The sequence below is a fragment of the Nocardioides sp. Root682 genome, assembly GCF_001427795.1.
In the GTDB taxonomy this organism is placed as follows: domain Bacteria; phylum Actinomycetota; class Actinomycetes; order Propionibacteriales; family Nocardioidaceae; genus Nocardioides.
This window is the reverse complement of the sequence record NZ_LMHJ01000001.1, coordinates 2,311,778-2,333,467: the sequence shown is the minus strand read 5'-3', so window position 1 is coordinate 2,333,467 and position 21,690 is coordinate 2,311,778. Positions and strand designations below refer to the sequence as shown.

At 70.7% G+C, this 21,690-nt stretch carries 20 protein-coding genes; 9 read left to right on the top strand and 11 right to left on the bottom strand.

Annotation, left to right across the window (positions count from 1 at the left end):
* Positions 1–12: 12 nt before the first annotated feature.
* From ASD84_RS25505 to ASD84_RS25075, 5 genes are all read right to left on the bottom strand, one after another.
* Entirely contained in the window at positions 13–1,152 is a 1,140-nt protein-coding gene (locus ASD84_RS25505) for a serine/threonine-protein kinase (RefSeq protein WP_056709994.1), read from the bottom strand.
* Between the two features lie 80 nt (positions 1,153–1,232).
* On the bottom strand, positions 1,233–2,159 hold the full coding sequence (locus tag ASD84_RS11015) for a GNAT family N-acetyltransferase (protein WP_056709992.1): 927 nt from the start codon (positions 2,157–2,159) through the stop codon (positions 1,233–1,235).
* A gap of 4 nt (positions 2,160–2,163) precedes the next feature.
* Positions 2,164–2,991 carry a DUF4261 domain-containing protein gene (locus ASD84_RS11010; protein WP_056709989.1) on the bottom strand — a complete coding sequence of 276 codons (828 nt, stop codon included), beginning with the start codon at positions 2,989–2,991 and terminating at the stop codon, positions 2,164–2,166.
* Between the two features lie 88 nt (positions 2,992–3,079).
* Positions 3,080–3,634: a YceI family protein gene (locus ASD84_RS11005; RefSeq protein ID WP_056709987.1), complete on the bottom strand. Its 555-nt coding sequence runs from the start codon at positions 3,632–3,634 to the stop codon at positions 3,080–3,082.
* A gap of 181 nt (positions 3,635–3,815) precedes the next feature.
* Positions 3,816–3,953 carry a hypothetical protein gene (locus tag ASD84_RS25075; RefSeq protein ID WP_156391764.1) on the bottom strand — a complete coding sequence of 46 codons (138 nt, stop codon included), beginning with the start codon at positions 3,951–3,953 and terminating at the stop codon, positions 3,816–3,818.
* A gap of 237 nt (positions 3,954–4,190) precedes the next feature.
* On the opposite strand from ASD84_RS25075, the gene ASD84_RS11000 reads away from it, so the two are divergent.
* Together ASD84_RS11000 and glmS are read left to right on the top strand one after the other, a co-directional pair.
* Entirely contained in the window at positions 4,191–4,454 is a 264-nt protein-coding gene (locus tag ASD84_RS11000) for a hypothetical protein (protein ID WP_056709986.1), read from the top strand.
* Between the two features lie 9 nt (positions 4,455–4,463).
* Positions 4,464–6,299, top strand: coding sequence for a glutamine--fructose-6-phosphate transaminase (isomerizing) (glmS, locus tag ASD84_RS10995; RefSeq protein ID WP_056709984.1), 1,836 nt, complete (start codon positions 4,464–4,466; stop codon positions 6,297–6,299).
* A gap of 49 nt (positions 6,300–6,348) precedes the next feature.
* Here the strand turns inward: glmS and ASD84_RS10990 are convergent, their stop codons facing one another.
* Positions 6,349–7,938 (bottom strand): fibronectin type III domain-containing protein, encoded by a 1,590-nt coding sequence (locus ASD84_RS10990; RefSeq protein ID WP_156391762.1) that lies wholly within the window; start codon positions 7,936–7,938, stop codon positions 6,349–6,351.
* 71 nt (positions 7,939–8,009) lie between these two features.
* On the bottom strand, positions 8,010–9,299 hold the full coding sequence (locus tag ASD84_RS10985) for an endonuclease/exonuclease/phosphatase family protein (RefSeq protein WP_056709980.1): 1,290 nt from the start codon (positions 9,297–9,299) through the stop codon (positions 8,010–8,012).
* A gap of 164 nt (positions 9,300–9,463) precedes the next feature.
* Here ASD84_RS10985 and ASD84_RS10980 point away from each other — a divergent pair, with 164 nt between their 5' ends.
* Both ASD84_RS10980 and ASD84_RS10975 read left to right on the top strand, forming a co-directional pair.
* Positions 9,464–11,179, top strand: a complete 1,716-nt coding sequence (locus ASD84_RS10980; protein WP_200954490.1) for a DEAD/DEAH box helicase — start codon at positions 9,464–9,466, stop codon at positions 11,177–11,179.
* Between the two features lie 12 nt (positions 11,180–11,191).
* Positions 11,192–11,809, top strand: a complete 618-nt coding sequence (locus tag ASD84_RS10975) for a lytic transglycosylase domain-containing protein (RefSeq protein ID WP_056709977.1) — start codon at positions 11,192–11,194, stop codon at positions 11,807–11,809.
* Here the strand turns inward: ASD84_RS10975 and ASD84_RS10970 are convergent.
* Together ASD84_RS10970 and ASD84_RS10965 are read right to left on the bottom strand one after the other, a co-directional pair.
* Positions 11,806–12,408 carry a hypothetical protein gene (locus ASD84_RS10970; protein WP_056709975.1) on the bottom strand — a complete coding sequence of 201 codons (603 nt, stop codon included), beginning with the start codon at positions 12,406–12,408 and terminating at the stop codon, positions 11,806–11,808. The genes ASD84_RS10975 and ASD84_RS10970 overlap by 4 nt on opposite strands.
* A gap of 12 nt (positions 12,409–12,420) precedes the next feature.
* Positions 12,421–13,371, bottom strand: a complete 951-nt coding sequence (locus tag ASD84_RS10965; protein ID WP_082573287.1) for an NAD(P)/FAD-dependent oxidoreductase — start codon at positions 13,369–13,371, stop codon at positions 12,421–12,423.
* A 27-nt stretch (positions 13,372–13,398) separates the two neighbouring features.
* On the opposite strand from ASD84_RS10965, the gene ASD84_RS10960 reads away from it, so the two are divergent.
* The 5 genes from ASD84_RS10960 (at position 13,399) to ASD84_RS10940 (ending at position 19,794) form a co-directional block, all read left to right on the top strand.
* Positions 13,399–13,851, top strand: coding sequence for a MerR family transcriptional regulator (locus ASD84_RS10960; RefSeq protein WP_056709971.1), 453 nt, complete (start codon positions 13,399–13,401; stop codon positions 13,849–13,851).
* Positions 13,852–13,914: 63 nt separating this feature from the next.
* Positions 13,915–14,724: an SGNH/GDSL hydrolase family protein gene (locus ASD84_RS10955; RefSeq protein WP_056709969.1), complete on the top strand. Its 810-nt coding sequence runs from the start codon at positions 13,915–13,917 to the stop codon at positions 14,722–14,724.
* Positions 14,725–14,772: 48 nt separating this feature from the next.
* Positions 14,773–16,707, top strand: coding sequence for a penicillin-binding transpeptidase domain-containing protein (locus ASD84_RS10950; protein WP_056709967.1), 1,935 nt, complete (start codon positions 14,773–14,775; stop codon positions 16,705–16,707).
* A 217-nt stretch (positions 16,708–16,924) separates the two neighbouring features.
* Complete coding sequence (locus ASD84_RS10945; RefSeq protein WP_056709965.1) at positions 16,925–18,394, top strand: NAD-dependent succinate-semialdehyde dehydrogenase; 1,470 nt, start codon at positions 16,925–16,927, stop codon at positions 18,392–18,394.
* A complete protein-coding gene (locus tag ASD84_RS10940; protein ID WP_082573286.1) occupies positions 18,391–19,794 on the top strand; it encodes an MFS transporter in 1,404 nt (467 codons plus the stop codon). Before ASD84_RS10945 ends, ASD84_RS10940 begins: the two co-directional genes overlap by 4 nt.
* A gap of 66 nt (positions 19,795–19,860) precedes the next feature.
* Here the strand turns inward: ASD84_RS10940 and ASD84_RS10935 are convergent, their stop codons facing one another.
* Entirely contained in the window at positions 19,861–21,099 is a 1,239-nt protein-coding gene (locus ASD84_RS10935; RefSeq protein ID WP_082573285.1) for a low temperature requirement protein A, read from the bottom strand.
* A 10-nt stretch (positions 21,100–21,109) separates the two neighbouring features.
* Positions 21,110–21,688: a TIGR03086 family metal-binding protein gene (locus ASD84_RS10930; protein ID WP_056709959.1), complete on the bottom strand. Its 579-nt coding sequence runs from the start codon at positions 21,686–21,688 to the stop codon at positions 21,110–21,112.
* Between the last annotated feature and the right edge of the window lie 2 nt (positions 21,689–21,690).

Here is a 21,690-nt window from a genome sequence, read left to right as displayed (position 1 = left end):
ATTTCAGGGAAGTCAGCCGAGCAGCAGGATCAGCGCGATGACCAGGCCCACGAGGCCCAGGCCGAGCAGTACCAGCGCATCGATCGGCGGACCAGACCTGCCGGAACCGTGCGGGCGCGGTGCGTCGAGCCGGGTGGGTGCTGCGGCCGGGTGCGGGGGCAGGACGGCCGTACCGATCGGGGGCGTCGACGGAGGCGCCGACGGGGGCGCGGACGGCGGCATCGTCGGGGGCGGGCCGTAGCTCGACGGCGGAGGCGGTGGGTACGACGTCGTGGGCAGGTTGGTCGCCGAGATGTCCGGCGTCGGCGTCGGGTACTCGTCCGGCACCTCCAGGTCATCGAGGAGCGCCGGGTCGTCCCAGCGGGCGGCGAGCGACTGGAGGGCCGGGTGGGCGCGGAGCGCCGCTGCGCTCGGGCGGGCCAGGGCGTCGTACGCCGTCGCGGCCTCGACCACGTCGAGGATCGCGTCGTGCTCGGGGTTGCCGTTGCGGAGCGCGGCGACGTCGATGGGCGGCGGCTCGCCGTCGCTGGAGGGGCGTCGGCCGGTGAGCATCTCGAGGACGACGACTCCGAGGGCGTAGATGTCGGCGCTCGGGTCGGGGTCGGAGCCGCGGTACTGCTCGGGCGCCATGTAGCCCGGGGTGCCGATCACCATGGCGACATGGGTCAGCCGCGGCTCGTCGCTGGGGACCGCGATGCCGAAGTCGGTCAGCCGGAGGTGCGGACGGGACCTGCCGGTCGGCTCGAGGAGCAGGTTGCCGGGCTTGATGTCGCGGTGCACGATGCCCGCGGCGTGCACGGCCTCGAGCGCCTGCAGGGTCTGGTCGGCGAGTACGGCGATCCACCGTGGCGGCAGGCTGCCACCGTGGCGGCGGGTCAGGTTCGACACCGAACCGCCGCGGACCAGCGGCATCGTGAACAGGACGCGGTCGTCGACGCCGGCCCAGGACTGCGGGGTCACCACGTGCGTGTGGTCGATGCGGACCCCCTGCTCGCGCACGAAGCGGAGCAGCATCGCGGCGTCGGTCTGGCGCAGCATCTTGGCGGCCTTGACCTCGCCGGCCGTGCGGTCCAGGACGCGCCACACCGTGCCCATGCCACCGGTGGCGATGGGGTCGAGCAGCTCGTAGCGTCCCGCGAAGACCTCACCCATGGAAGGGACTCTATCCAGCGGGGAGCCCGTTCACGCGTGCGCTGGCGTCCAGGGGTTTCGAGGCTCGCTGCGCTCGCACCTCAACCACCGGGGCCGAGCGCGATCGCGCGGTGCAGCCACACCGAGGCCGGCCGCATGCCGACCTTCTCGTAGAGCGACAGCGCCCCGGTGCGCGAGTCCGTCGCGAGGCTGGACGACGTCGCACCTCGCTCGCGCCCGGCAGCGAAGACCGCGACCAGGAGCGCCTGCGCCAGGCCGCGGTGGCGATGAGAGGAGGCCACGGCCAGCTTCGACACGTAGGTGTCGAGGTGGTCGTCCGCGGGAGCGTTCCACGCGTTGGCCACGGCCACGACCTGCCCGTCGGGCGCGGTGACCACCTGCAGGTGCCACGGTTCGAAGCCGGGCCGCTGCCAGACGCGGGCAGCGAAGTCCTCGAAGGACTCCCGCTCGCGCACCGCCCACTCGAGGAAGGCGTCCTCGGTCACGGTCCACACCTGCTCGTGGTCGGCCGATGTCGCCTTCCGCAACTGGAAGCCCGGGGGCAACGGGCGCTCCTCGACCATCGCGCCCTCGGGCAGTCGCAGCACCCAGCTGGTCCACCGGACGTCGTACCCGAGGGCGGTGAGCAGGCGGTCGCCGACCGAGCCCTCCGGCACGGGCATGCCGATCATCGCGACGCCACGGCTGCGGGCCAGGTCCTGCACCCACCCGGCGAGCCAGGTGCCGATCCCGCGCCCACGATGGGACGGCAGTACGGCGGCGTCGTACCGCTCCTCGCCCATGTACTCGGCGTACGCCACGATCCGCTCGCCGTCGAGCACGCCGATGGAGCTTCCGGAGAGGTCGTACGACGGCCGCTGCCACTCGCTGACGAGGTCGTCCTCCTCGATCTCGACGGCGCCGACGTCGGTGCGTTCCTGCTCGGCGATCACCTCGAACACGGCGCGTGCGTCACCGGGGACCAACGGACGGACGGTGAGGCCGGAGGGCAGGACAGCGTCGACCATGCGATCAGCCCCGCCGGAGGAAGCCGCGCTTCTTCGCCCCGGCTCGATCGTCGATCAGGGTCAGCACCGTCACTTCGGGATCGAGAGCCGAGGGCAGGTGGCGCGCGACGATCCGTTCGCGGTCGCTGGCGCCGACGGTGTCGCCGTCCTTGATGGTCATCCCGTTGTCGAACAGGTACTGCGTCAGGCCCCGCAGCCTGTCCAGCAACGCCTGGGGCGTGTCGTGGGTGGAGGGGACCTCGATGTCCATCAGCCCGAGGCTGCGCAGCCCGCGGGTGTGGCCGGTGAGGTTGCCGCCGGGGTCGGGAGCGACGTTGAACGCCACCCAGGCGTGCAGCACCGGCGCCGGAAGATCGGCGAGCGCCAGCTCGCGGAAGGCCGCGGGCAGCACCAGGTGCTCGGCCGGGTTCCAGAGCACCGCGACGATGCTGTCGTCCAGGGCGATCAGCGAGGTCACCACCTGGGTCAGCAAGGTGGCGAGCCCGCGCAGGTTGGTGCTGTCCGGGTCGTCGGACCGCACCATGACGATCGTGTGGCGTGCGTGGTTGGTCGGGCCCGGGGCGTCCGTCGGCCAGAGGCGACTGTGCCGCGCCATCTGTTCCATGTCGTCGGGGACCGGGGCATCGATGGCCGTCCACAGGACGTCGCAGCCGGCGCTGGAGAACGACTCGGTGCCGCTTTCTGTCGGCGTACCGAGCTCGATCCCGGTCGGGGCCTGTCCACGCCAGTCCGTGCCGAGCCGCATCGCGAGCGAGGTGGCGCTGTACGTCGCCGGCCTCCCCGCGGACGGCGGGTCCTGGAGGAGCATTGCGATGAGGGTGGCGGCGGTCATGGCTCCCGAACGTACGCGAAAAATGGCCGACGCCCGAGCAGATCGCAGGGATCCGCTCGGGCGTCCGGAGAGGCAGGCGTCCGGAGACTCAGGCGTTCTTGATCGCCGAGATGTCGAACTCGAGCTTGATCTTCTCGGAGACGAGCACGCCGCCGGTCTCGAGCGCGGCGTTCCAGGTGAGGCCCCAGTCCTTGCGGTTGACGGTGACGTCGCCCTCGAAGCCCACGCGGATGTTGCCGAACGGGTCCTTGGCGGAGCCGTTCTCCTCGAAGTTGATGGTGATCGGCTTGGTGACGTCCTTGATGGTCAGGTCGCCGGTGACGGCCCAGTCGGTGCCGTCGCGCGAGACGTCGGTGGAGACGAACTTCCACTCGGGGTAGGTCGCGGCGTCGAAGAAGTCGGGGGAGGAGAGGTGGCCGTCGCGGTCGGCGTTGCCGGTGCTGACGCTGCCGGCGTTGATGGTCACGGTCACCGACGAGTTGGCCGGGGTGGCCGTGTCGATGTGGGCGGTGGCGGTCCAGTCGCCGAACTGGCCGCGGACCTTGGTGACGACCGCGTGGCGGGCCACGAAGCCGAGGCGGCTGTGGGCCGGGTCGAGGGTGTAGTCACCGGTGATGTCGGAGAGGGCTGCGTTCTCGGTCATGAGTGGGGCTCCTTGGAGGGGTGTGCCGTTGAAGTTTCAATGACTTGAACCAATGGTGACATGTCAACCATTCCGATTTCAAGCGTGACCTGGATCACGTTGCCACAGATCGGCGCGCGCAACGAGGGCGCAAAAAACAGGACGCCGCCCCCTGGCGGGGGCGGCGTCCTCGGGTTCTGGGTCAGGCGGCAGCGTGCGAGTGCGCGATCGCGGGCTGGCCGACCTCGATCCACACCGCTTCCATGCGGGTGCGGCCGTCGTCGGCGGTCACGGGGACCCAGCGCATCTCGAGCCTGGTTGTCGTCTCGGTGTTGGTCATGGGACACCTCCTGTTCACCTTGTGTTCACCAAGATAGCACGTCCCCCACTCCAGGCCCGGAAAACGCCACATTTTGCTTCCCGGCACTCCACCTGACCGGTCATCGCTCGTTCCACTCGACTCGGACGCTCCATTTGCCGCACCCGTGACGCCCGTCACCTGATTCGAGTCGGATGAATCTGCCCATTTCCGGGCAGGAAGTTGAGATTTGGTACGCGAAGATGCACTCTCGTCGTTGTGTACGTCGACCCGCGGCTCCTGCGCCACGTGCAGGAGTCCAGTGGACTGACGGAGGCGGAGGCCCTGCGGTTGGTGGAGGACGTCCTGTCCTTCCACGCCGAGCCGGTGGAGGACCTGGTCCGCCGCCGGCACACGGAGCTGAAGACCGTCGGTGCGAAGAACGCCGAGATCTTCCACCGGCTCCGCGACGAACTGCGTGGCCACGTCGTGGCCGCGCCCGACCTGTCCGAGCGTCAGCTGCGCCGGATGATCTACGGATAGGACCAGCCCATGTGCGGCATCGTCGGATACATCGGCACCCAGCAGGCGGCCCCGCTGTTGCTGGAAGGACTGACCCGGCTCGAGCACCGCGGCTACGACTCCGCCGGAGTGGCGGTCGTCGGAGGCAGCGGCGTGAAGGTGGCCAAGCGTGCCGGCCGCGTCCGTGACCTCTCCGACGGCCTGCCCAAGCGGTTCTCGGGCAAGGCCGGGATCGGGCACACCCGGTGGGCGACCCACGGGCCGGCCAACGACGTCAACGCCCACCCCCACACCAGCGTCGACGGCCGCGTGGCCGTCGTCCACAACGGGATCATCGACAACGCCGCGGCGTTGCGCGCGGAGCTGGGGGACCAGGGCATCGAGCTGGCCTCCGACACCGACACGGAGGTGCTCGCCCACCTGATCGGCAGGTCCACGGCACCGACCCTGGAGGCCCGGGTCGCCGAGGCACTGGGCCGGATCGACGGCACCTACGGCATCGCCGTCACCCACGCCGACTTCCCGGACCGCATCGTGGTGGCCCGCAACGGCAGCCCGCTGCTCATCGGCGTCGGCGACCACGAGATGCACGTCGCCTCCGACCTGGCGGCGATCATTCGCTACACGACGACGGTCGCCCACCTCGAGGACGGCGAGATGGCCACCGTGACGGCGGGCGGCTTCAAGACCTACCGCCTCGATGCCTCCGGACTGTCGGCCACCAACCGCCGCGCCAACGAGGTCGACATCGACCCCGAGGCCTACGAGGCCGGCGAGCACGACTCGTTCATGCACAAGGAGATGCTCGAGCAGCCCGCCCGCGCCGAGGCGGTGCTGCGGGGCCGGATGGACGAGCGGTTCGGGACGGGCCACCTCGGTGGCCTCAACCTGGACGCGCGCCATCTCCGCGCGATCAAGCGGGTCAAGATCCTCGGCTGCGGGTCGGCGTACTACGTCGGCCAGATGGGTGCGGGCCTGATCGAGGAGCTGGCCCGGATCCCCGCCGACGCCGAAGCCGCCAGCGAGTTCCGCTACCGCAACCCGATCGTCGACCCGGACACCCTCTACGTCGTCGTGAGCCAGTCGGGGGAGACGATCGACTCGCTGCTTGCCGTGCAGGAGGTACGACGCAAGGGTGGCCGCGTGATCGGGCTGGTCAATGTCGTCGGCTCCGCCATCGCCCGGGAGGTCGACGGCGGCATCTACCTCCACGCCGGTCCGGAGGTGGCGGTCGCGTCGACGAAGGCGCTCACCAACATGTTCCTCGCGTTCGCGTTGCTGGCCGTCCAGCTCGGCCGGGTGCGTGACCTGTCGATCTCCGACGGCCGGCGACTGATCGCCGGCCTCGCCGCGATCCCGGGCCAGATCGAGCAGATCCTGGCGACCGAGGACCAGCTGGCGAACATTGCGCACACGCTCGCGGAGGCCGAGAGCCTGTTCTTCATCGGCCGGGTCCGCGGCTTCCCGGTCGCGCGCGAGGGCGCCCAGAAGTTCAAGGAGATCAGCTACCGCCACGCCGAGGCGTACCAGACCAGCGAGCTCAAGCACGGTCCGTTGGCGCTGATCTCGGCGGCGGTGCCGACGGTCGCGATCGTGCCCGACGACGAGCTGGTCGAGCGCAACGTCGCGGCACTGCACGAGATCGCCGCCCGGGGCGGTCCGCTCACGGTGATCACCCACGCCAGCGTGGACCTCGGTGACCTGGCGGGCGCGGTCGAGCGGGTCGACGTACCGCGAAACGAGCGCGAGCTCGACCCGATCCTGCTGACGATCCCGCTGCAGCTGCTGTCGTACCACGCGGCGCTGGAGCTGGGTCACGACATCGACAAGCCCCGCAACCTGGCGAAGTCCGTCACGGTCGAGTGAGAGGTCTCGAGACGGGCCGCGAGACGGCCCTCCTCGACCAGCGGGTCACTCAGCTGCAGAACAGGCCGAGGGTGCAGGTCGCCGGCGGGAGGTAGACCGTCGCTGCGACCGGGTGGTGGTCCGACGGCATCGGGGCGACGTACCGACCGTTGCTCAGTCGCGAGATCGTGCGCCAGCCCGTCGCGGAACCACCTTGCGGGACGAAGATCCGGTCGACGTGCGCGCCCCACAGCAGTGAGGTCCTCGGCACCACGTCGTACCCGTTCGCGGAGTTGAGGTACGGCAACCGATAGGTCGCGGAGACGTCGTACGCGTCGGCGAAGCCGGCCTGGTTGAGGCGGACCAGTGGGGCATCGACCGAGTGGGACCGGTGCGAGTTGAAGTCGCCGGCGATGACGAAGCGCGGCGTGCCCGGTTGGTTGATGGCGCCGTACTTCGCCGCCATCAGGTCCAGCACCTGGGAGGTCTGTGCCGCCCGGGTCCGGTTGCCGACGTCGCCGCTACCGACGTAGAGGTGGACGCTGGCCACGACCACGGGTGTCCGGGTCGCCGAGTGCAGCAGGCGCACCCAGCAACCGCCGTGCGACAGGTCGGTGGCGAACCGGACGCCGTCGGCACTGTTCGGCGCGACGGCGTAGACGCTGCTGCGCACGAAGACGGCCTGGGCACCGCTGGCGTCGCACGCCTTGACGAAGCCCGATCCCGCCAGGTCCGCCTCGATGTCCGCGATCCGCGTGCGCCCCTCCTGGATCGCGACCACGTCCGCGCCGGACATCAGGATGTGCTGCTTGACCACCGGTCGGCGCGTCTCCCAGCTCCATCGCTGGCACGACAGGGCGCGACCACAGACGTTGAACGTCGCGACGTTCATGGCCAGCGGTGTCGGGGCCAGGGCCCGCGCGGCCGGCATGGTGACCTTGCAGTGCAGCGGACCGAGGTTGCCGATCCCGGTGCTCGATCGGCCACGCACCCGGAAGCAGTACAACGTGTCGGGCTTCAGGCCGCGCAGCACGAAGGTCTCCTGGGACCCGCCGCCGACCCTGATGCCCGTGCGGGCCGTGCGGTACCGGGAGCCGAGCACGTCCGAGGACGGCGCCAGGAGCAGGTCGTACGACGTCGCGCCGCCCGTGCGCGGCCAGTGGATGGTGAGCGTGGTGGTCGCCCCGCCCGTCCCGGTGACGACCTGCTGCGCACTCATCCACGCGGCGTGGGAGGTGCGCACCGGCCTGGGCGTGCGGGCGCAGATGACACCCGTCGCGCGCCCGTTGAGCAGCCGCGACCCGACGCGTCGTACCGCCCGGACGCGGAAGCAGTAGCCACGGTCAGCGCGCAGGCCGTGGATGGCGATCCCGGTCCTGGTCGTGCGCTTCGACTTCGCGCCGGCCATCGAGCGCGAACCGGCGTAGAACACCTGGTAGGACGTCGCTCCGCGGGCCGCACGCCAGCGGACCACGAGCCGTGCGTCGGCACCCACGGTGCGTCCCTCGCCGACCCGGACGCTGCTGATGGCGCCGGGCCTGCCGCCGTCGGCGTGCGCCGGCGCGCCCGGCCACAGCGGTCCGGCCACAATGACAACCACCATGACGGTGATGCCGGTCAGTGCCACCAGGCAGGACCGGACAGCTCCCCATGCGTCCACGATCTGCTCCCGAAAAGAGTCCCTCGGAAGTCAAGGGTAAATACGGTTCGCGCAGCCGTCCGGCGAACAGGTCAAGTCGCCGGAATGAGCAGGGAGACCAGTACCGGGTTGTGGTCGGACGGCATCGGCGCCACGTAGAGGCGTCCGTCCATCCGGTAGTCCACCTCCCAGCTCGCGACGTGCACGCCCGCCGGGACGAAGACCCGGTCGATGTGATCGCCCCACCGCCACGACGTGCGGGGCGTGGTGGTCGTCCCGCATGCCGAGTTGCGGTAGGGCCGCGAGAGGTAGCGGGTCGCCTGGTCGTAGGAGTCGTCCTCGCCGTCGGCGTACATCCGGAGCAGGGGCGCATCGGTGGCGCGGCTCCGGCTCGAGTTGAAGTCGCCGGCGTAGACGATGGTGGCACCGGGGAACGCAGCCTTGACGGTGTCGGCGACCAGGTCCGTCTCCGTCGCCCGGCGGCTGTCGGCCGCGGCGTCGGAGACGTGCCACAGGTGCATGCTGACCACGACCACCTCCTGCTGGGACGCCTTCTCGCGCACCTTCACCCAGCAGGCTCCGTGCGAGGGGTCGTCGAAGCGGGCGAAGGAAACCCCGTCGGCGGTGCCGGGGACCACCTCGTAGGTGCTGTCGCGGACGAAGAGCGACTGGTTCTCGTCGTACACACGGCCGGTGCCGTCACCGGTCTGGCAACCCCGGGTGAAGGTCCCGTCCAGCTGTGTCGTGAGGTACGGCGTCGCGTCGTTGCCCTCCTGGATGGCGAGCACGTCGACCGCGCGCCCGGTGGTCCCGACGTTCATCTGCCGGATCCGGTCACGCACCCGCGCGCCGCGGCTGCTCCAGGCACCGAGCGAGCTGGTGCAGGCACTGCTGCACGTGTTGTACGTGCCGACGACCATCGGGATCGAGCGTGCGGGCGTCGCCCGCGAAGAGCGGACGGTGACCTTGCAGTGGATCGGACCGCGGTAGCCGAAGCCGCTGCTGTTGCGGCCGCGCACCTGGAAGCAGTACGTCGCGCCGGGCCGGAGCCCGCCGGCGTAGCCGACCTGGAGGCTGCTGCGGGTCCCGCGCACCCTCGCGGTCCGCTTCGTGCGCGAGCCCTGCACCTCGTTGCTGCTGATCGCGCCCGAGGAGAGGGCGAAGTCGATCTCGTACGACGTCGCGCCGCCCACCCGCGGCCACTCGACCCGCACGGAGACGGTCGGTCCGGGGTTGAGGGCCTGCACCGTCACCCAGGAGACGCCCGCCCTGCTCGGCTTGGCGGCGGAGGCGGGCGCGGCGGACAGGCCGATCAGCGGCAGGGCGCAGACGAGCGCAGCGAGCAGCACGACCCAGCGGTGTGTGCCGTTCCCGTTGCGCATCGAGTCCTTCTCCCTACCCCTCTGCAGGGTAGGTCGGCAGGTGGGATCCGAACCTGAGAATCCGGCGGCTCGGGACCTCTGGCGGCGCACGTGGCCGGAGGGTGACCCAGCGCACCGCGCTGACGATCGCCCGTGATACGCCTCACGGCCTTAGGCTGCGGGGTGTGAGTGAGACCGCAGAGCACGAGACCGCCACGTTTGCCGACCTCGGTCTCGGCGAGCGGATCCTGAAGTCCCTGTCGAACGTCGGCTACGAGTCGCCGTCCGCCATCCAGGCGCAGACCATCCCGCACCTCCTCGAGGGCCGCGACGTGATGGGTCTCGCGCAGACCGGAACGGGCAAGACGGCCGCCTTCGCGCTGCCGATCCTGGACCGCCTCGACCTGACCCAGAAGACGCCCCAGGCGCTGGTGCTGGCGCCGACGCGTGAGCTCGCGATCCAGGTCTGCGAGGCCTTCGAGAAGTACGCCGCCACGATCAAGGGCGTCCACGTCCTCCCCGTGTACGGCGGCCAGGGCTACGGCACCCAGCTCTCCGCGCTGCGTCGCGGCGTCCACATCGTCGTCGGGACCCCCGGCCGGATCATGGACCACCTCGAGAAGGGCACTCTCGACCTGACGCAGCTGCGCTTCCTGGTCCTCGACGAGGCCGACGAGATGCTCAACATGGGCTTCGCGGAGGACGTCGAGACGATCCTCGCCGACACCCCGGACAACAAGCAGGTCGCGCTGTTCTCCGCGACCATGCCCAGCCAGATCAAGCGGCTGTCGGCGAAGTACCTCAACGACCCGGTGTCGATCTCGATCGAGCGGAAGACCCGCACGGCCGAGAACATCCGGCAGCGCTACCTGATCGTCAGCTACCCGCAGAAGGTCGACGCCCTCACCCGCATCCTCGAGGTCGAGAACTTCGAGGGGATGATCGTCTTCGTCCGCACCAAGAGCGAGACCGAGCTGCTGGCCGAGAAGCTGCGCGCCCGCGGCTACAGCGCCGCCGCGATCAGCGGTGACGTGCAGCAGGCCCAGCGCGAGCGGACCGTCAACCAGCTCAAGAGCGGCAAGCTCGACATCCTGGTCGCCACCGACGTCGCGGCCCGTGGCCTCGACGTCGAGCGGATCAGCCACGTCGTCAACTACGACATCCCCACCGACACCGAGGCCTACGTGCACCGGATCGGTCGCACCGGCCGCGCCGGCCGCAGCGGCGACGCGATCTCGTTCGTCACCCCGCGCGAGCGTTACCTGCTCAAGCACATCGAGAAGGCCACCCGCTCGACGCTGGAGCAGATGCAGCTCCCCACCGTCGAGGCCGTGAACGTGACGCGTCTGGCCCGCTTCGACGACCAGATCACCGCGGCTCTCGAGTCGCCGAGCATCTCGTTCTTCCGCGACGTGGTCAGCCACTACATCCGCGAGCACGACGTCCCCGAGGTCGACGTGGCCGCCGCCCTGGCGATCGCGATGCAGGGCGACACCCCGCTGCTGCTCGACCCGGCCGCCGAGAAGACCGTGCGCGCCAAGTCCTTCGACCGTCCCGAGCAGGGCGAGCGCAAGAGCTACGGGTCCGACCGTGGCGACCGCGGTCCCCGCTCCGGTGCCCGCCCCGACCGGAGCGACCGGCCGCCGGCAGCCGGCCTGGCGGCGTACAAGATCCAGGTGGGCAAGCGCCACAAGGTGGAGCCCCGCCAGATCGTCGGCGCGCTCGCCAACGAGGGTGGCCTGGACCGTCGCGACTTCGGCCGGATCACGATCCGCCCGGACTACTCGGTCGTCGAGCTCCCCGCGAACCTGTCCGCCGAGACCTGGGCGAAGCTGAAGACCACGCGGATCAGCGGCAAGCTGATCGAGCTGCAGGTCGACCAGGGCCCGCCGAGTCGCTGATCGGACTGGCTGATGGTGCGGTGGTCGCGGCGCGCGAGGGCTGGTGCTCTCGTCGCGGTCGCGACCACTGCCGTCTGGTGTGGCTCCGGGTGCGCCGCCACGCCTGCTGAGCCCGAGGCTGCTGCGTCACCGAGCGTCTCGAGCGCGGCTCCCGCGTCGACGCCGGTCCCCTCGCCCACTGCCTCGCCCACTGCCTCGCCCTCCGCGGCGAAGCTGTCGGGCGCCCGCGCCGACGTACCCCTGATCGAGATCATGGCCCAGCTCGCCCGCCGGGCCGAGCGGATCGCGAAGAACCTGCCCAAGGTCGTCGTCCCCACCGACGTCGACCGCGGCAGCAACCGGGCGCTCGGCTACCAGTTGATGATCGAGTTCGGCTTCCCCGCGGACCAGTGGGCCTACCTCGACGCGCTCTGGCACCGCGAGTCCGGCTGGAACCACCTGGCCGAGAACCCGACCTCGGGGGCCTACGGCATCCCGCAGTCGCTGCCCGCGATCAAGATGGCCGTCGTCGGGGCTGACTGGCAGACGAACCCGGACACCCAGATCCGCTGGGGGCTGGCCTACATCGCGGCGCGGTACGGCAACGCCCAGCGGGCGTGGCAGCACTCGGAGCGCCTGGGTTGGTACTAGGCCTCGTCCGACGTGCCCTGGTGCACGTCGAGGTGGAGGGCTCCCGCGAGCACGTCGACGAGCGGGCCGAGCAGCAGGATCACGGCGACGGTGCCGAGGCCGACCGTGGCGCCGAGCAGCCACCCGATCAACGCGCCGCCACCCTGCACGGCGCTGTAGGTCCACCGGAACGGGACCGGCGGGTCCCACGCGAGGGCCGCGGCCTCGGCCGGACCGGCGCCGGTCTGGCTGCCGAGGTACGTCGCGATGCCCAGCGCCAGCACCGGGAACGCGATCGCCAGGAACACGACGCGGGTCGCGAGCTCCTCCGGGCAGCCCAGCACGTCGAGGGCAACCGAGACGGTCACGCCGACCAGGAGCACCTGGACGACGGTCCCGACACCGGGGAACACCTTCCGGGTCGCGGCCAGCGCCACGAACAGCACGCCGATGGCGAGGTTCGCGATCCAGAACTCCAGGTCCAGTGACAGTGCGACGCCGTTGACCAGCGTCGAGTAGCCGTCGGACCCGAGGTTCGCGCCGAGGAGGAAGCCGACTCCGATCCCGAGGATCACGCACCCACCGAGGAGCAGGCCGGAGCGGCGGAGGAGGGGGGCCACGACCCCAGCCTGTCAGGTCATCGTGACGACACGGGCCAGGTCGGCCATCGCGAGGTCCCGGTCGCACGCCGCACCCGCGACCAGTCCGGCCGCAGCAGCGGTGAGCACCGAGGCCATCGGCATCGGCAGGTCGCGGTGGTGGGCGAGGTCGCCGGCGGCGTACACGCCGGGACGGCTGGTGGCGCCCATGATGTCGACGAGGACGCCGCCCAGCTCGCCGGTCTCGAGTCCCAGCTGCTCGGCGAACGGGGCGGCCTGGCGCCAGGTCGGTGCCACGAACATCCCGCCCAGCTCGACCGCGTGGTCCTGACCGAGCAGCGCCCGGAGCCCGTCGCCCGCAGCCTCGACGCCCAGCACCGGTCCCGTGTGCAGCTCGAGGCGCAGCGCCTTGATCGCGGCCAGCACCGCGGGCTCCGGCTCAGCCCCGTTCGTGAGTACGACGACCTCGCTCGCCAGGCGCGAGATCAGCTGCGCGAGCATCGGGACGTGCGGCCCGGCTCCCAGCAGGCCGACCCGGCGGTCGGCGAGCTCGTGGCCGTGGCAGTAGGGGCAGTGTGCGACGACGGTGCCGAACAGGTCGGCCAGTCCGGGGACGTCGGGCAGCTCGTCGGACAGGCCGGTGGCGAGCAGCACCCGCCGGGCGGTGACGTCCGGTGATCCGTCGACGGCGACCACGAACGCATCGGGCGCGCCCTCGACGGCGACCACCGCACGCTCGACGAGCTCGACGGTGCCGTAGCGCTCAAGGTCCTTGCGAGCCGCCAGCCGCAGCTCGGCGGGCGATTCGCCGTCGTGGCCGAGGAAGTTCTGCATGTGCTCGGCGGGGTCGTTGCGGAACCGGTCGGTGCTGAACACGACCACGTCGCGCCGCATCCGGCCGAGGGTCAGGGCGGCCTGGAGGCCGGCGGAGCCGGCGCCGATCACCGCGACGTCGTAGTGCCTGGGCTGTGATGTTTGCGTCATGGCACCAGCGTGTGAGTTCATGTCAACATGAAGTCAAGTCCCGCTGCAGTGCGGTGGTCCATCGGCGACCTGGCGCACCGGTTCGACCTCGAGACGCACGTGTTGCGGCACTGGGAGGACAAGGGGCTGCTGCATCCCGCCCGCGACTCCGCCGGCCGCCGGTACTACGCGGAGGACGACGCCTACCGGGTCGCCGCGATCATCGCGAGCAAGGAGTCGGGGATGAGCCTCGACCAGATCCGGACCCTCGTCGACGCCTCGGCGGACGGTCGGCGCGAGGCGCTGCGCCAGCACCTCGTCGAGCTCGACCGCCGCGAGGCCGAGCTCGCGCGGTCGCGTCACATGACCGAGCACGCCCTCGAGTGCCGCGCCCACGACATCACCACCTGCCCGTCGTTCCAGTCGCACGTCGCCGACATCGTCGAGGGCACCCGCCGTGGGTTGCCGTGGGTGAACGGGCACGGTTCGCACACCAGGTGACGCGGGGACCACCTTCGTGATCTAGTGATCCAGGTCACATTTCTCGGCAGAAGGTGTCACGCCATGTCCCGGTCGCTGCGTCTGCTCGTCTCCTCCCTCAGCGGTCTCGCGGCCGCACTGGTCACCCTCGTCGGCGTACCTGCTCCGGCCCAGGCCGTTGCACTGCCGTACGTCGCCCTCGGTGACTCGTACGCCTCGGGCACCGGCACCCGCAGCTACATCGATGACGGCACCAGCTGCCAACGCTCCAACTACGCCTATCCCAAGCTGGTGGCGGCCCAGAAGGGCTACGCCCTGACCTTCAAGGCCTGCTCGGGCGCGACGACCAGCACGGTCACCAACAGCCAGCTGAGCGCACTGACGACGGGCACCCAGTACGTCACGATCTCGGTCGGCGGCAACGACGCGGGCTTCACCAGTGTCCTCACCGAGTGCGCGCAGCCCGGGTGGCTGTCCAACTGCGACGGGGCGATCAACACCGCCCAGTCGTTCATCAACAACACCTTGCCGGGCCGGCTCAGCACGCTGTACGCCTCGATCAAGTCGAAGGCGCCGAACGCCGTGGTCGTGGTGGTCGGGTACCCGCGCCTGTTCCAGGGCGAGGACTGCAACGCCGCCACCTGGTTCTCCCCGGCCGAGGAGACCCGGCTCAATGCGACCGCCGATCTCCTCAACAGCAAGCTGTCGGCGGCTGCCGGGGCCAAGGGCTTCAAGTGGGCCAACCCCACCTCACGCTTCGTCGGGCACGCGGTCTGTGACGACGTCGAGTGGCTCAACGGGCTGTCCAACCCGATCAGCGAGAGCTATCACCCGAACAAGCTCGGTCACTCGTCCGGTTTCCAGCCGCTGGTGTCGGGCCTGCTGGTCGGTTGAGGCCGCTGGCTCGCTGGCGGGTCGGCGCGTGCTGGTAGAACCATCGGCATGCGTCGGACCTCGGTGACCCTCGTCCCCCTCCTGCTGGTGCTCCTCCCCGTGGCGGGCGGTCTCGCCGCCTGCAGCAACCAGGGCGACGACGAGAAGGCCGCCCACGCGCTGGCCGTCCAGCTGGCCGGGGTGCTGGCCACCGCTGCCGCACCTGAGGGCGAGGACGCCGGCAACCCGCAGCCCGACCGGTTCGCGACGGTCCCCTTCGGGGAGGTGGAGACGGCCACGGTGGCCGAGGCGTACGCCTCGATCATCGACGACATGGACGGCATCGCGCCCAGCGTCAGCGCGAGTGACGAGGCCACCGTCACCGACGACAAGGCCACCGCGACGCTCACCTGGTCCTGGCCCGAGAGCAAGGACGCGGCCTGGGGCTACGACACCCAGGTCGACCTGGTCCGCAGCGGCGAGGAGTGGAGCGTCGTGTGGACGCCGTCGATCGTCGAGCCCAGCCTCAAGGACGGCGACGTCCTGGACGCCGTCACCCAGCCGACGGATCGCGGCGACGTCCTCGGCGCCGGCGACGAGGTCCTGGTCACCGAGCGTCCCGTCATCCGGGTCGGCATCGACCGCACCCGCGTGGAGAAGGCCCAGGCACCGGCGTCCGCGAAGGCACTGGCCGAGCTCGTCGACATCGACGTGGCTCCGTTCGTCAAGGCGGTGACGAACGCCGGGGACCGGGCCTTCGTCGAGGCGATCACCTACCGCGAGGGCGAGGTCCCGGGTGCCGTCCAGACCGGTGTGCGCACCATCGACGGCGCCCACCAGGTCAGCGCCGAGGTCGCGCTCGCGCCCACCCGCGACTTCGCGGCGCCGATCCTCGGACGCGTCGGCCCGGTGACCGGCGAGATGGTCGAGAAGAGCCCCGACAAGTACCGGACCGGCGACATCGCCGGCCTCTCCGGCCTGCAGGGCCGGTACGACGACCAGTTGCGCGGCACACCCGGCCGGATCGTGTACGCCGTCCCGGAGGCCGGCGACGCGAAGAAGCGCACCCTCTACGACCGCGCCCCCGTGGCGGGCCGGAACCTGTCCCTGACCCTCGACACGGCGACTCAGAACATCGCGGAGAGCGTGCTGGCGAAGGCCGACGGCGTGCGTGCGCTGGTCGCGATCCGGCCCAGCGACGGAGCCATCTTGGCCGCCGCGTCCCCCGAGCAGAACTACGCCACCTTCGGCCAGTTCGCCCCGGGTTCGACCTTCAAGATCGTCACCTCGCTGGCGCTGCTGCGCGCCGGACTGACCCCGGACACACCGGTGGAGTGCACGCCGACCACCACCGTCAACGGCAAGCGGTTCAAGAACTACTCCGACTACCCGTCCGCGGCGCTCGGCACGATCCCGCTCCGCAGGGCCATCGCGAACTCCTGCAACACCGCCCTCATCAATGCCCGCGCCAAGGTCGACGACGGCGACCTCGCCGCCGCTGCGGCCAGCCTCGGGCTCGGCATCGATCACGACCTCGGCTTCCCCGCCTTCTTCGGTGAGGTGCCCGACCCCGCCAGCGAGACCGAGGCAGCTGCCGACCTGATCGGCCAGGGCAAGGTGCTCGCCTCGCCGATGGCGATGGCCGCGGTGATCGCGAGCGTGCAGGCAGGGAAGACCGTCGTACCCCGCCTGCTCGAGCAGGTCGACGTGACCGTCCCCAAGCAGGCCGCACCCCTCACCGCGGACGAGGCCGCGGCGCTGAAGACGATGCTGCGGGGCGTGGTCACCGACGGCAGCGGCCGCGGGCTGGCCGACGTCCCCGGTGGTCCGGTGATCGCCAAGACCGGCACCGCGGAGTACGCCGACGGCGCCGCCATCAGGACCCACGCCTGGATGGTTTCCGCCCAGGGTGACCTCGCCGTCGCCGTGTTCGTGCAGACCGGGGTGTCCGGGTCGCAGACCGCGGGCCCGCTGATCGAGGAGTTCCTCCGCCGCGCCCGATGAGGTCTCGAGACACCGGGGACTACTCGACCCGGGACTTTGGTCCCGGGTCGAAATGGCCGATCGGCGGGACCTTCTCCCCTATGGCGGTCGCCAGGCCCGCGCTATCGTGGAGCAAGTCGTACATCGGAGGGAGCACCGATTCCGACAAGAGCCCGTCGTTGACCCCATGCAATGACGGGCTCGCTCCTTTTTCGCCCGGGACTGGCAGGGTGGGGGCATGAGCTTTCGTGAGCGTCTGACCCACCTGCTTCCCGAGGCGCGCCGCCAGCTCCTGGTCGGGGGCCACTGGGTCCCGGCGAGCAACGGTGCGCGGATCGACGTGATCGACCCGGCGGACGGATCGGTCCTCACCGACGTCGCCGACGGCACCCTGGACGACGCCCGGGCGGCCCTCGACGCGGCGGTCGCTGCGCAGCCGGACTGGGCGGCCACGGCGCCCCGCGAGCGCAGCGAGATCCTGCGCCGTGCGTTCGGCCTGGTCACGGCCCACGCCGACGACCTGGCGCTGGTGATGAGCCTGGAGATGGGCAAGCCGATCGCCGAGGCCAAGGGCGAGGTCACCTATGGCGCGGAGTTCCTGCGCTGGTTCTCCGAGGAGGCGGTCCGCATCCACGGCCGCTGGATGCACAACCCTGCGGGTGGCAGCCGGCTGCTGACCGTGCGCAAGCCGGTCGGCCCGTGCCTGTTCATCACCCCGTGGAACTTCCCGCTCGCGATGGGTACCCGCAAGATCGGACCGGCCATCGCCGCGGGCTGCACCATGGTGGTCAAGCCGGCCGCCCAGACACCGTTGACGATGCTGCTGCTCGGCGGACTTCTCGCCGAGGCCGGCCTGCCGGCCGGCGTGCTCAACATCGTGACGACTGAGGACGCAGGCGGGCTGAGCAGCACGCTGATGGCCGACCCGCGGCTGCGCAAGGTGAGCTTCACGGGGTCCACGCCCGTCGGCAAGCGGCTGGTCGAGCAGTCGGCCGGCCAGCTGCAGCGGGTGTCGATGGAGCTCGGTGGCAACGCGCCGTTCCTGGTCTTCGCGGACGCCGACCTCGACGCGGCGGTCGACGGGGCGATGCTCGCCAAGATGCGCAACATGGGCGAGGCCTGCACCTCGGCCAACCGGTTCCTGGTCGAGGTGTCGGTCGCCGACGAGTTCGCCGCGAGGCTTGCCGACCGGATGGGTTCGCTGCGCGTCGGCCGCGGCCAGGACGTCGGCGTCCAGGTCGGTCCGCTGATCGACGCGAAGGCGGTGACCTCGGTCGCCGCGGTCGTCGACGACGCGCTGGCGCGGGGAGCACGGGCGCTCACCGGTGGGCAGCGGGTCGACGGAGCGGGCTTCTTCTACCCGCCGACGGTCCTGGTCGACGTACCGGCCGACGCGGACGCGGTCACCGCCGAGACCTTCGGTCCGGTCGCACCGATCACCACGTTCACCAGCGAGGACGAGGCGATCACCCTGGCGAACGCGACGGAGTACGGCCTGGCCGCCTACGCCTACACCCGTGACCTCACCCGCACCCTCCGGCTGGCCGAGCGGCTCGAGACGGGCATGCTCGGCATCAACACCGGCATCGTCTCCAACCCGGCGGCTCCGTTCGGTGGCGTGAAGGCCAGCGGGTTCGGTCGCGAGGGCGGCTTCGAGGGCATCGAGGAGTACCTCGACACGACGTACGTCGCCCTGCCGGCCCCGTGACGCTCCCGGCCCCCACCGAACCCGGACTGTCGGCACCGTCCGTCCGTCGGCTGCCGCGCGCCCTGACACCGTTCCGCCACGCCGCCTACCGTCGGCTCGGCACGGCCCTCGTGCTGCAGACGTTCGCGAGCGGCGTGTGGATCGTCGCGCTGGTCTGGGAGGTCATCCGGATCGACGGCGGCCCCGGCCAGCTGTCCGTGGTGTCGACCGCGGCGGCCGTCGGCGTCCTGCTGCCGGCCCTGCTCGGCGGCGTCGTCGCCGACCGGATCCCGCAGAAGCTGATCCTGCTCGTCGTCGCAGCGGTGGAGCTGGCCGGCATGAGCGTCGTTGCGCTGCTGTCGTGGGGCGACCTCACGCAGCTGTGGCACCTCGCGGCCGTGTCCTTCGTGACCGGTGTGGCGATGGCGTTCTACTACCCGGCCTACTCCGCCTGGCTGCCCGCGCTGGTCCCCGAGGAGGACCTGATGGCGGTCAACGGGTTCGAGGGGATGGTGCGCCCGACGGTCGGGCAGGCGATCGGTCCCGGTGTGGCCGGAGTCGTCGTCGGCGCGGCCTCGTCCTCGGCCGCGCTCGGTGTCGCGGCGGCGTTCAGCCTGATCGGGCTGCTGGCCCTGACCACGGTCCCGCTCACCGCCGTACGACGGGAGGCCGTCGCGCACGATCCGGACACCAGCCCGGCGGGTGCCGTCGCCACGGCGATCGCGGACATCCGCGAGGGCTTCGCCTACATGATGAAGACGCCGTGGCTGCTGGCCACGCTGTTGTTCGCCTCGATCATGATCCTGGTCCTGATGGGCCCGCTCGAGGTGCTCGTCCCGTTCCTGATCAAGGACGAGCTCGGCGGCGGTCCGGGCGACCACGCGATCGTGCTGGCCTGCTTCGGCATCGGTGGCGCGGTCGGGTCGTTCGTGATGGCGTCCTTGAGGATGCCGCGGCGCTACCTCACCTGGATGAACCTGATGTGGGGCCTGGGTTGCCTGCCGTTCCTGCTCATCGGCTTCGCGCAGGAGGTGTGGGTGATCGCGGCGTCGGCGTTCGTGATCGGCGCCTTCTTCTCAGCGCCGATGGTGATCTGGGGGACGCTGCTGCAGCGCCGCGTCCCGCCGCACCTGCTGGGTCGTGTGGCCTCGCTCGACTTCTTCGTCTCCGTCAGCCTGATGCCGGTCTCGATGGCGATCGCCGGCCCCGTGGCCGAGCTGATCGGCCTGGAGATGACCTTCGCGATCGCGGCGATCGTGCCCGGCATCGCGGCGATCGTGGCCGTGGTGTGGGCGAAGCTGCCGGCCGACGAGCTGGCTCACCCGCTGCGGGACGACTTCGGGTTCCACCCGTTGCCGACGGGCGGCGTCTCCGTCACGAATGACCTGATCGACGAGTTGCGGGACGAATCGGAAGTCTGAGGGGGCACCTCTACGTTCGGTGGAGCTCCGTACGTGTTGATTGACATCAATCAACACGCGCGAGGGTCATCCCTTCAGGCGCGCGATCGTCGTGGCGAGGTGGCGGTGCCCGACTGCTTCGTAGCCCGCGACGGTGACCCACGGGGCCAGGGAGAGCACGAGCAGGCACCACGTGATGTCCACGTGTCCGGCCGCCATCAGCACCGGCGCGACCAGCGGGACGACGGTGAGGGCCAGCAGGAGCAGGTGGAAGCTGTCGGCGGATCGGGTGGTCAGTGAGTAGAGCAGGAAGAACGCGACGATCACGATGGCCACCGGCACCACCACGGTCAGCACCGACGCGGTCAGGCCGAGGTGGGTCTCGTGCTCGAGGTACGACGCCGCCACGTGCAGCCCCGCACCGATGGCGACGATGCCGCCGAACAGCACCATGTGCCCGTAGCCCCACACGAACGAGCTCTCGCGTCGGGCGTGCAGAATCTCGCCGTGCGGCACGCCGAAGTACATCCACCAGGTGCCGAAGGTCAGCGCCGTGCCGGCGAAGGCCAGCAGTGCCACGTCGAAGGTGAGCCCGTCCTCGGAGAGCGCAGTCAGCGTCACCATCGTGCCGATCATCCCCTCGCCGAGGGTGATGATGACCATCAGGCCGTACCGCTCGGCGACGTGGTGCGCGTGCCAGGGCGTGCCGCCGCACTTCTTCTCGGCGTATGCCGGTCCACCGATCTCGATCAGGAACGGGATCGCCATCGCCGCGAAGGTCGTGCCGACCGGGAGGTCGATCAGCGCGATCGCGCACCACAGCACCTGCGCGACGACGATGGAGCCGATGTACGCGCGGTGTGCGCCGAGCCGGTCCGGATCCTGGCGGCTGGCGCGCCACCACTGGAACACCATCGCGACGCGCATCACGACGTAGCCCCAGACCATCACGTCGTTGTCGAGGTGGTCGCCGTCGTGGATCGACTCGAACATGGCGGGCAGGCCGAGCGCGAACACCAGCACGCCGACCATCTGCAGCATCGTGGTCAGTCGGTAGATCCAGTCGTCGGTGTCGTACGCCGACGCGAACCACGTGAAGTTGATCCATGCCCAGGAGATGCCGAACGTCGCGAACGCGAAGCCCACGAGTCCCGCACCGACGTGGTCCTCGGCGAGCGCGTGCGCCAGCGCGTTGGCCGCCGTGCCGAACGCGACCACGAAGGTCAGGTCGAACAGCAGCTCCAGCGGCGTCGCGACGCGATGGTGCTCGTCGGGATCCCGCCCGGTCATCCGTTGTTTGTGATGTGCCACCACGGACTCAGCCATGGTGGGGAGTCTAGGAGCCGCGGCGCCCGAGCAGGCCGAGCAGTCGGCGCCCAGGCCCCGCGTCGGCGCTGACGGGCACCGGCGGCCCGAACTCGCCGTGCTGCTCCAGCGCCACCGCGAGAGCCGTGGGCAGCAGGCCCTCGGCCAGCTCGTCGGGCAGGGGAGCGGCGTGCCCCGTGGTTCGGCCGACGTCCCAGCCGTGGGTCGCGATCTCCAACGCGGCGAGGCGGGAGATGGTGCCCACGGGCACCGGCCGCCCGCCCACCTCGACCAGCGGCGTGGTGGCCGACGCCCAGGCGCCGAGCAGCCCGCAGGCCTTGGTCTGCAGCGCCGCGATCTGGTCACCGACCGCGGCCGGCGCGGCGCTGTGCAGGCTGATCACTCCTGTCGCGCCCTCCGCGAACGCGTCGAGGGAGTCCTCCATGTGGGCGAGCAGGTCGACCAGTCGCCAGTGCGCACACGGTGTGCGCAGGCCCAGGTGCGCGGGAGTGATCGTGACGAGTGCACCCTGGGTGTAGGCGAGGGCACGCTCCAGCAGCTCCACTCCCGGATCCGTCGACATCGGCTCGACTCCGGGAACCGCGGACATGA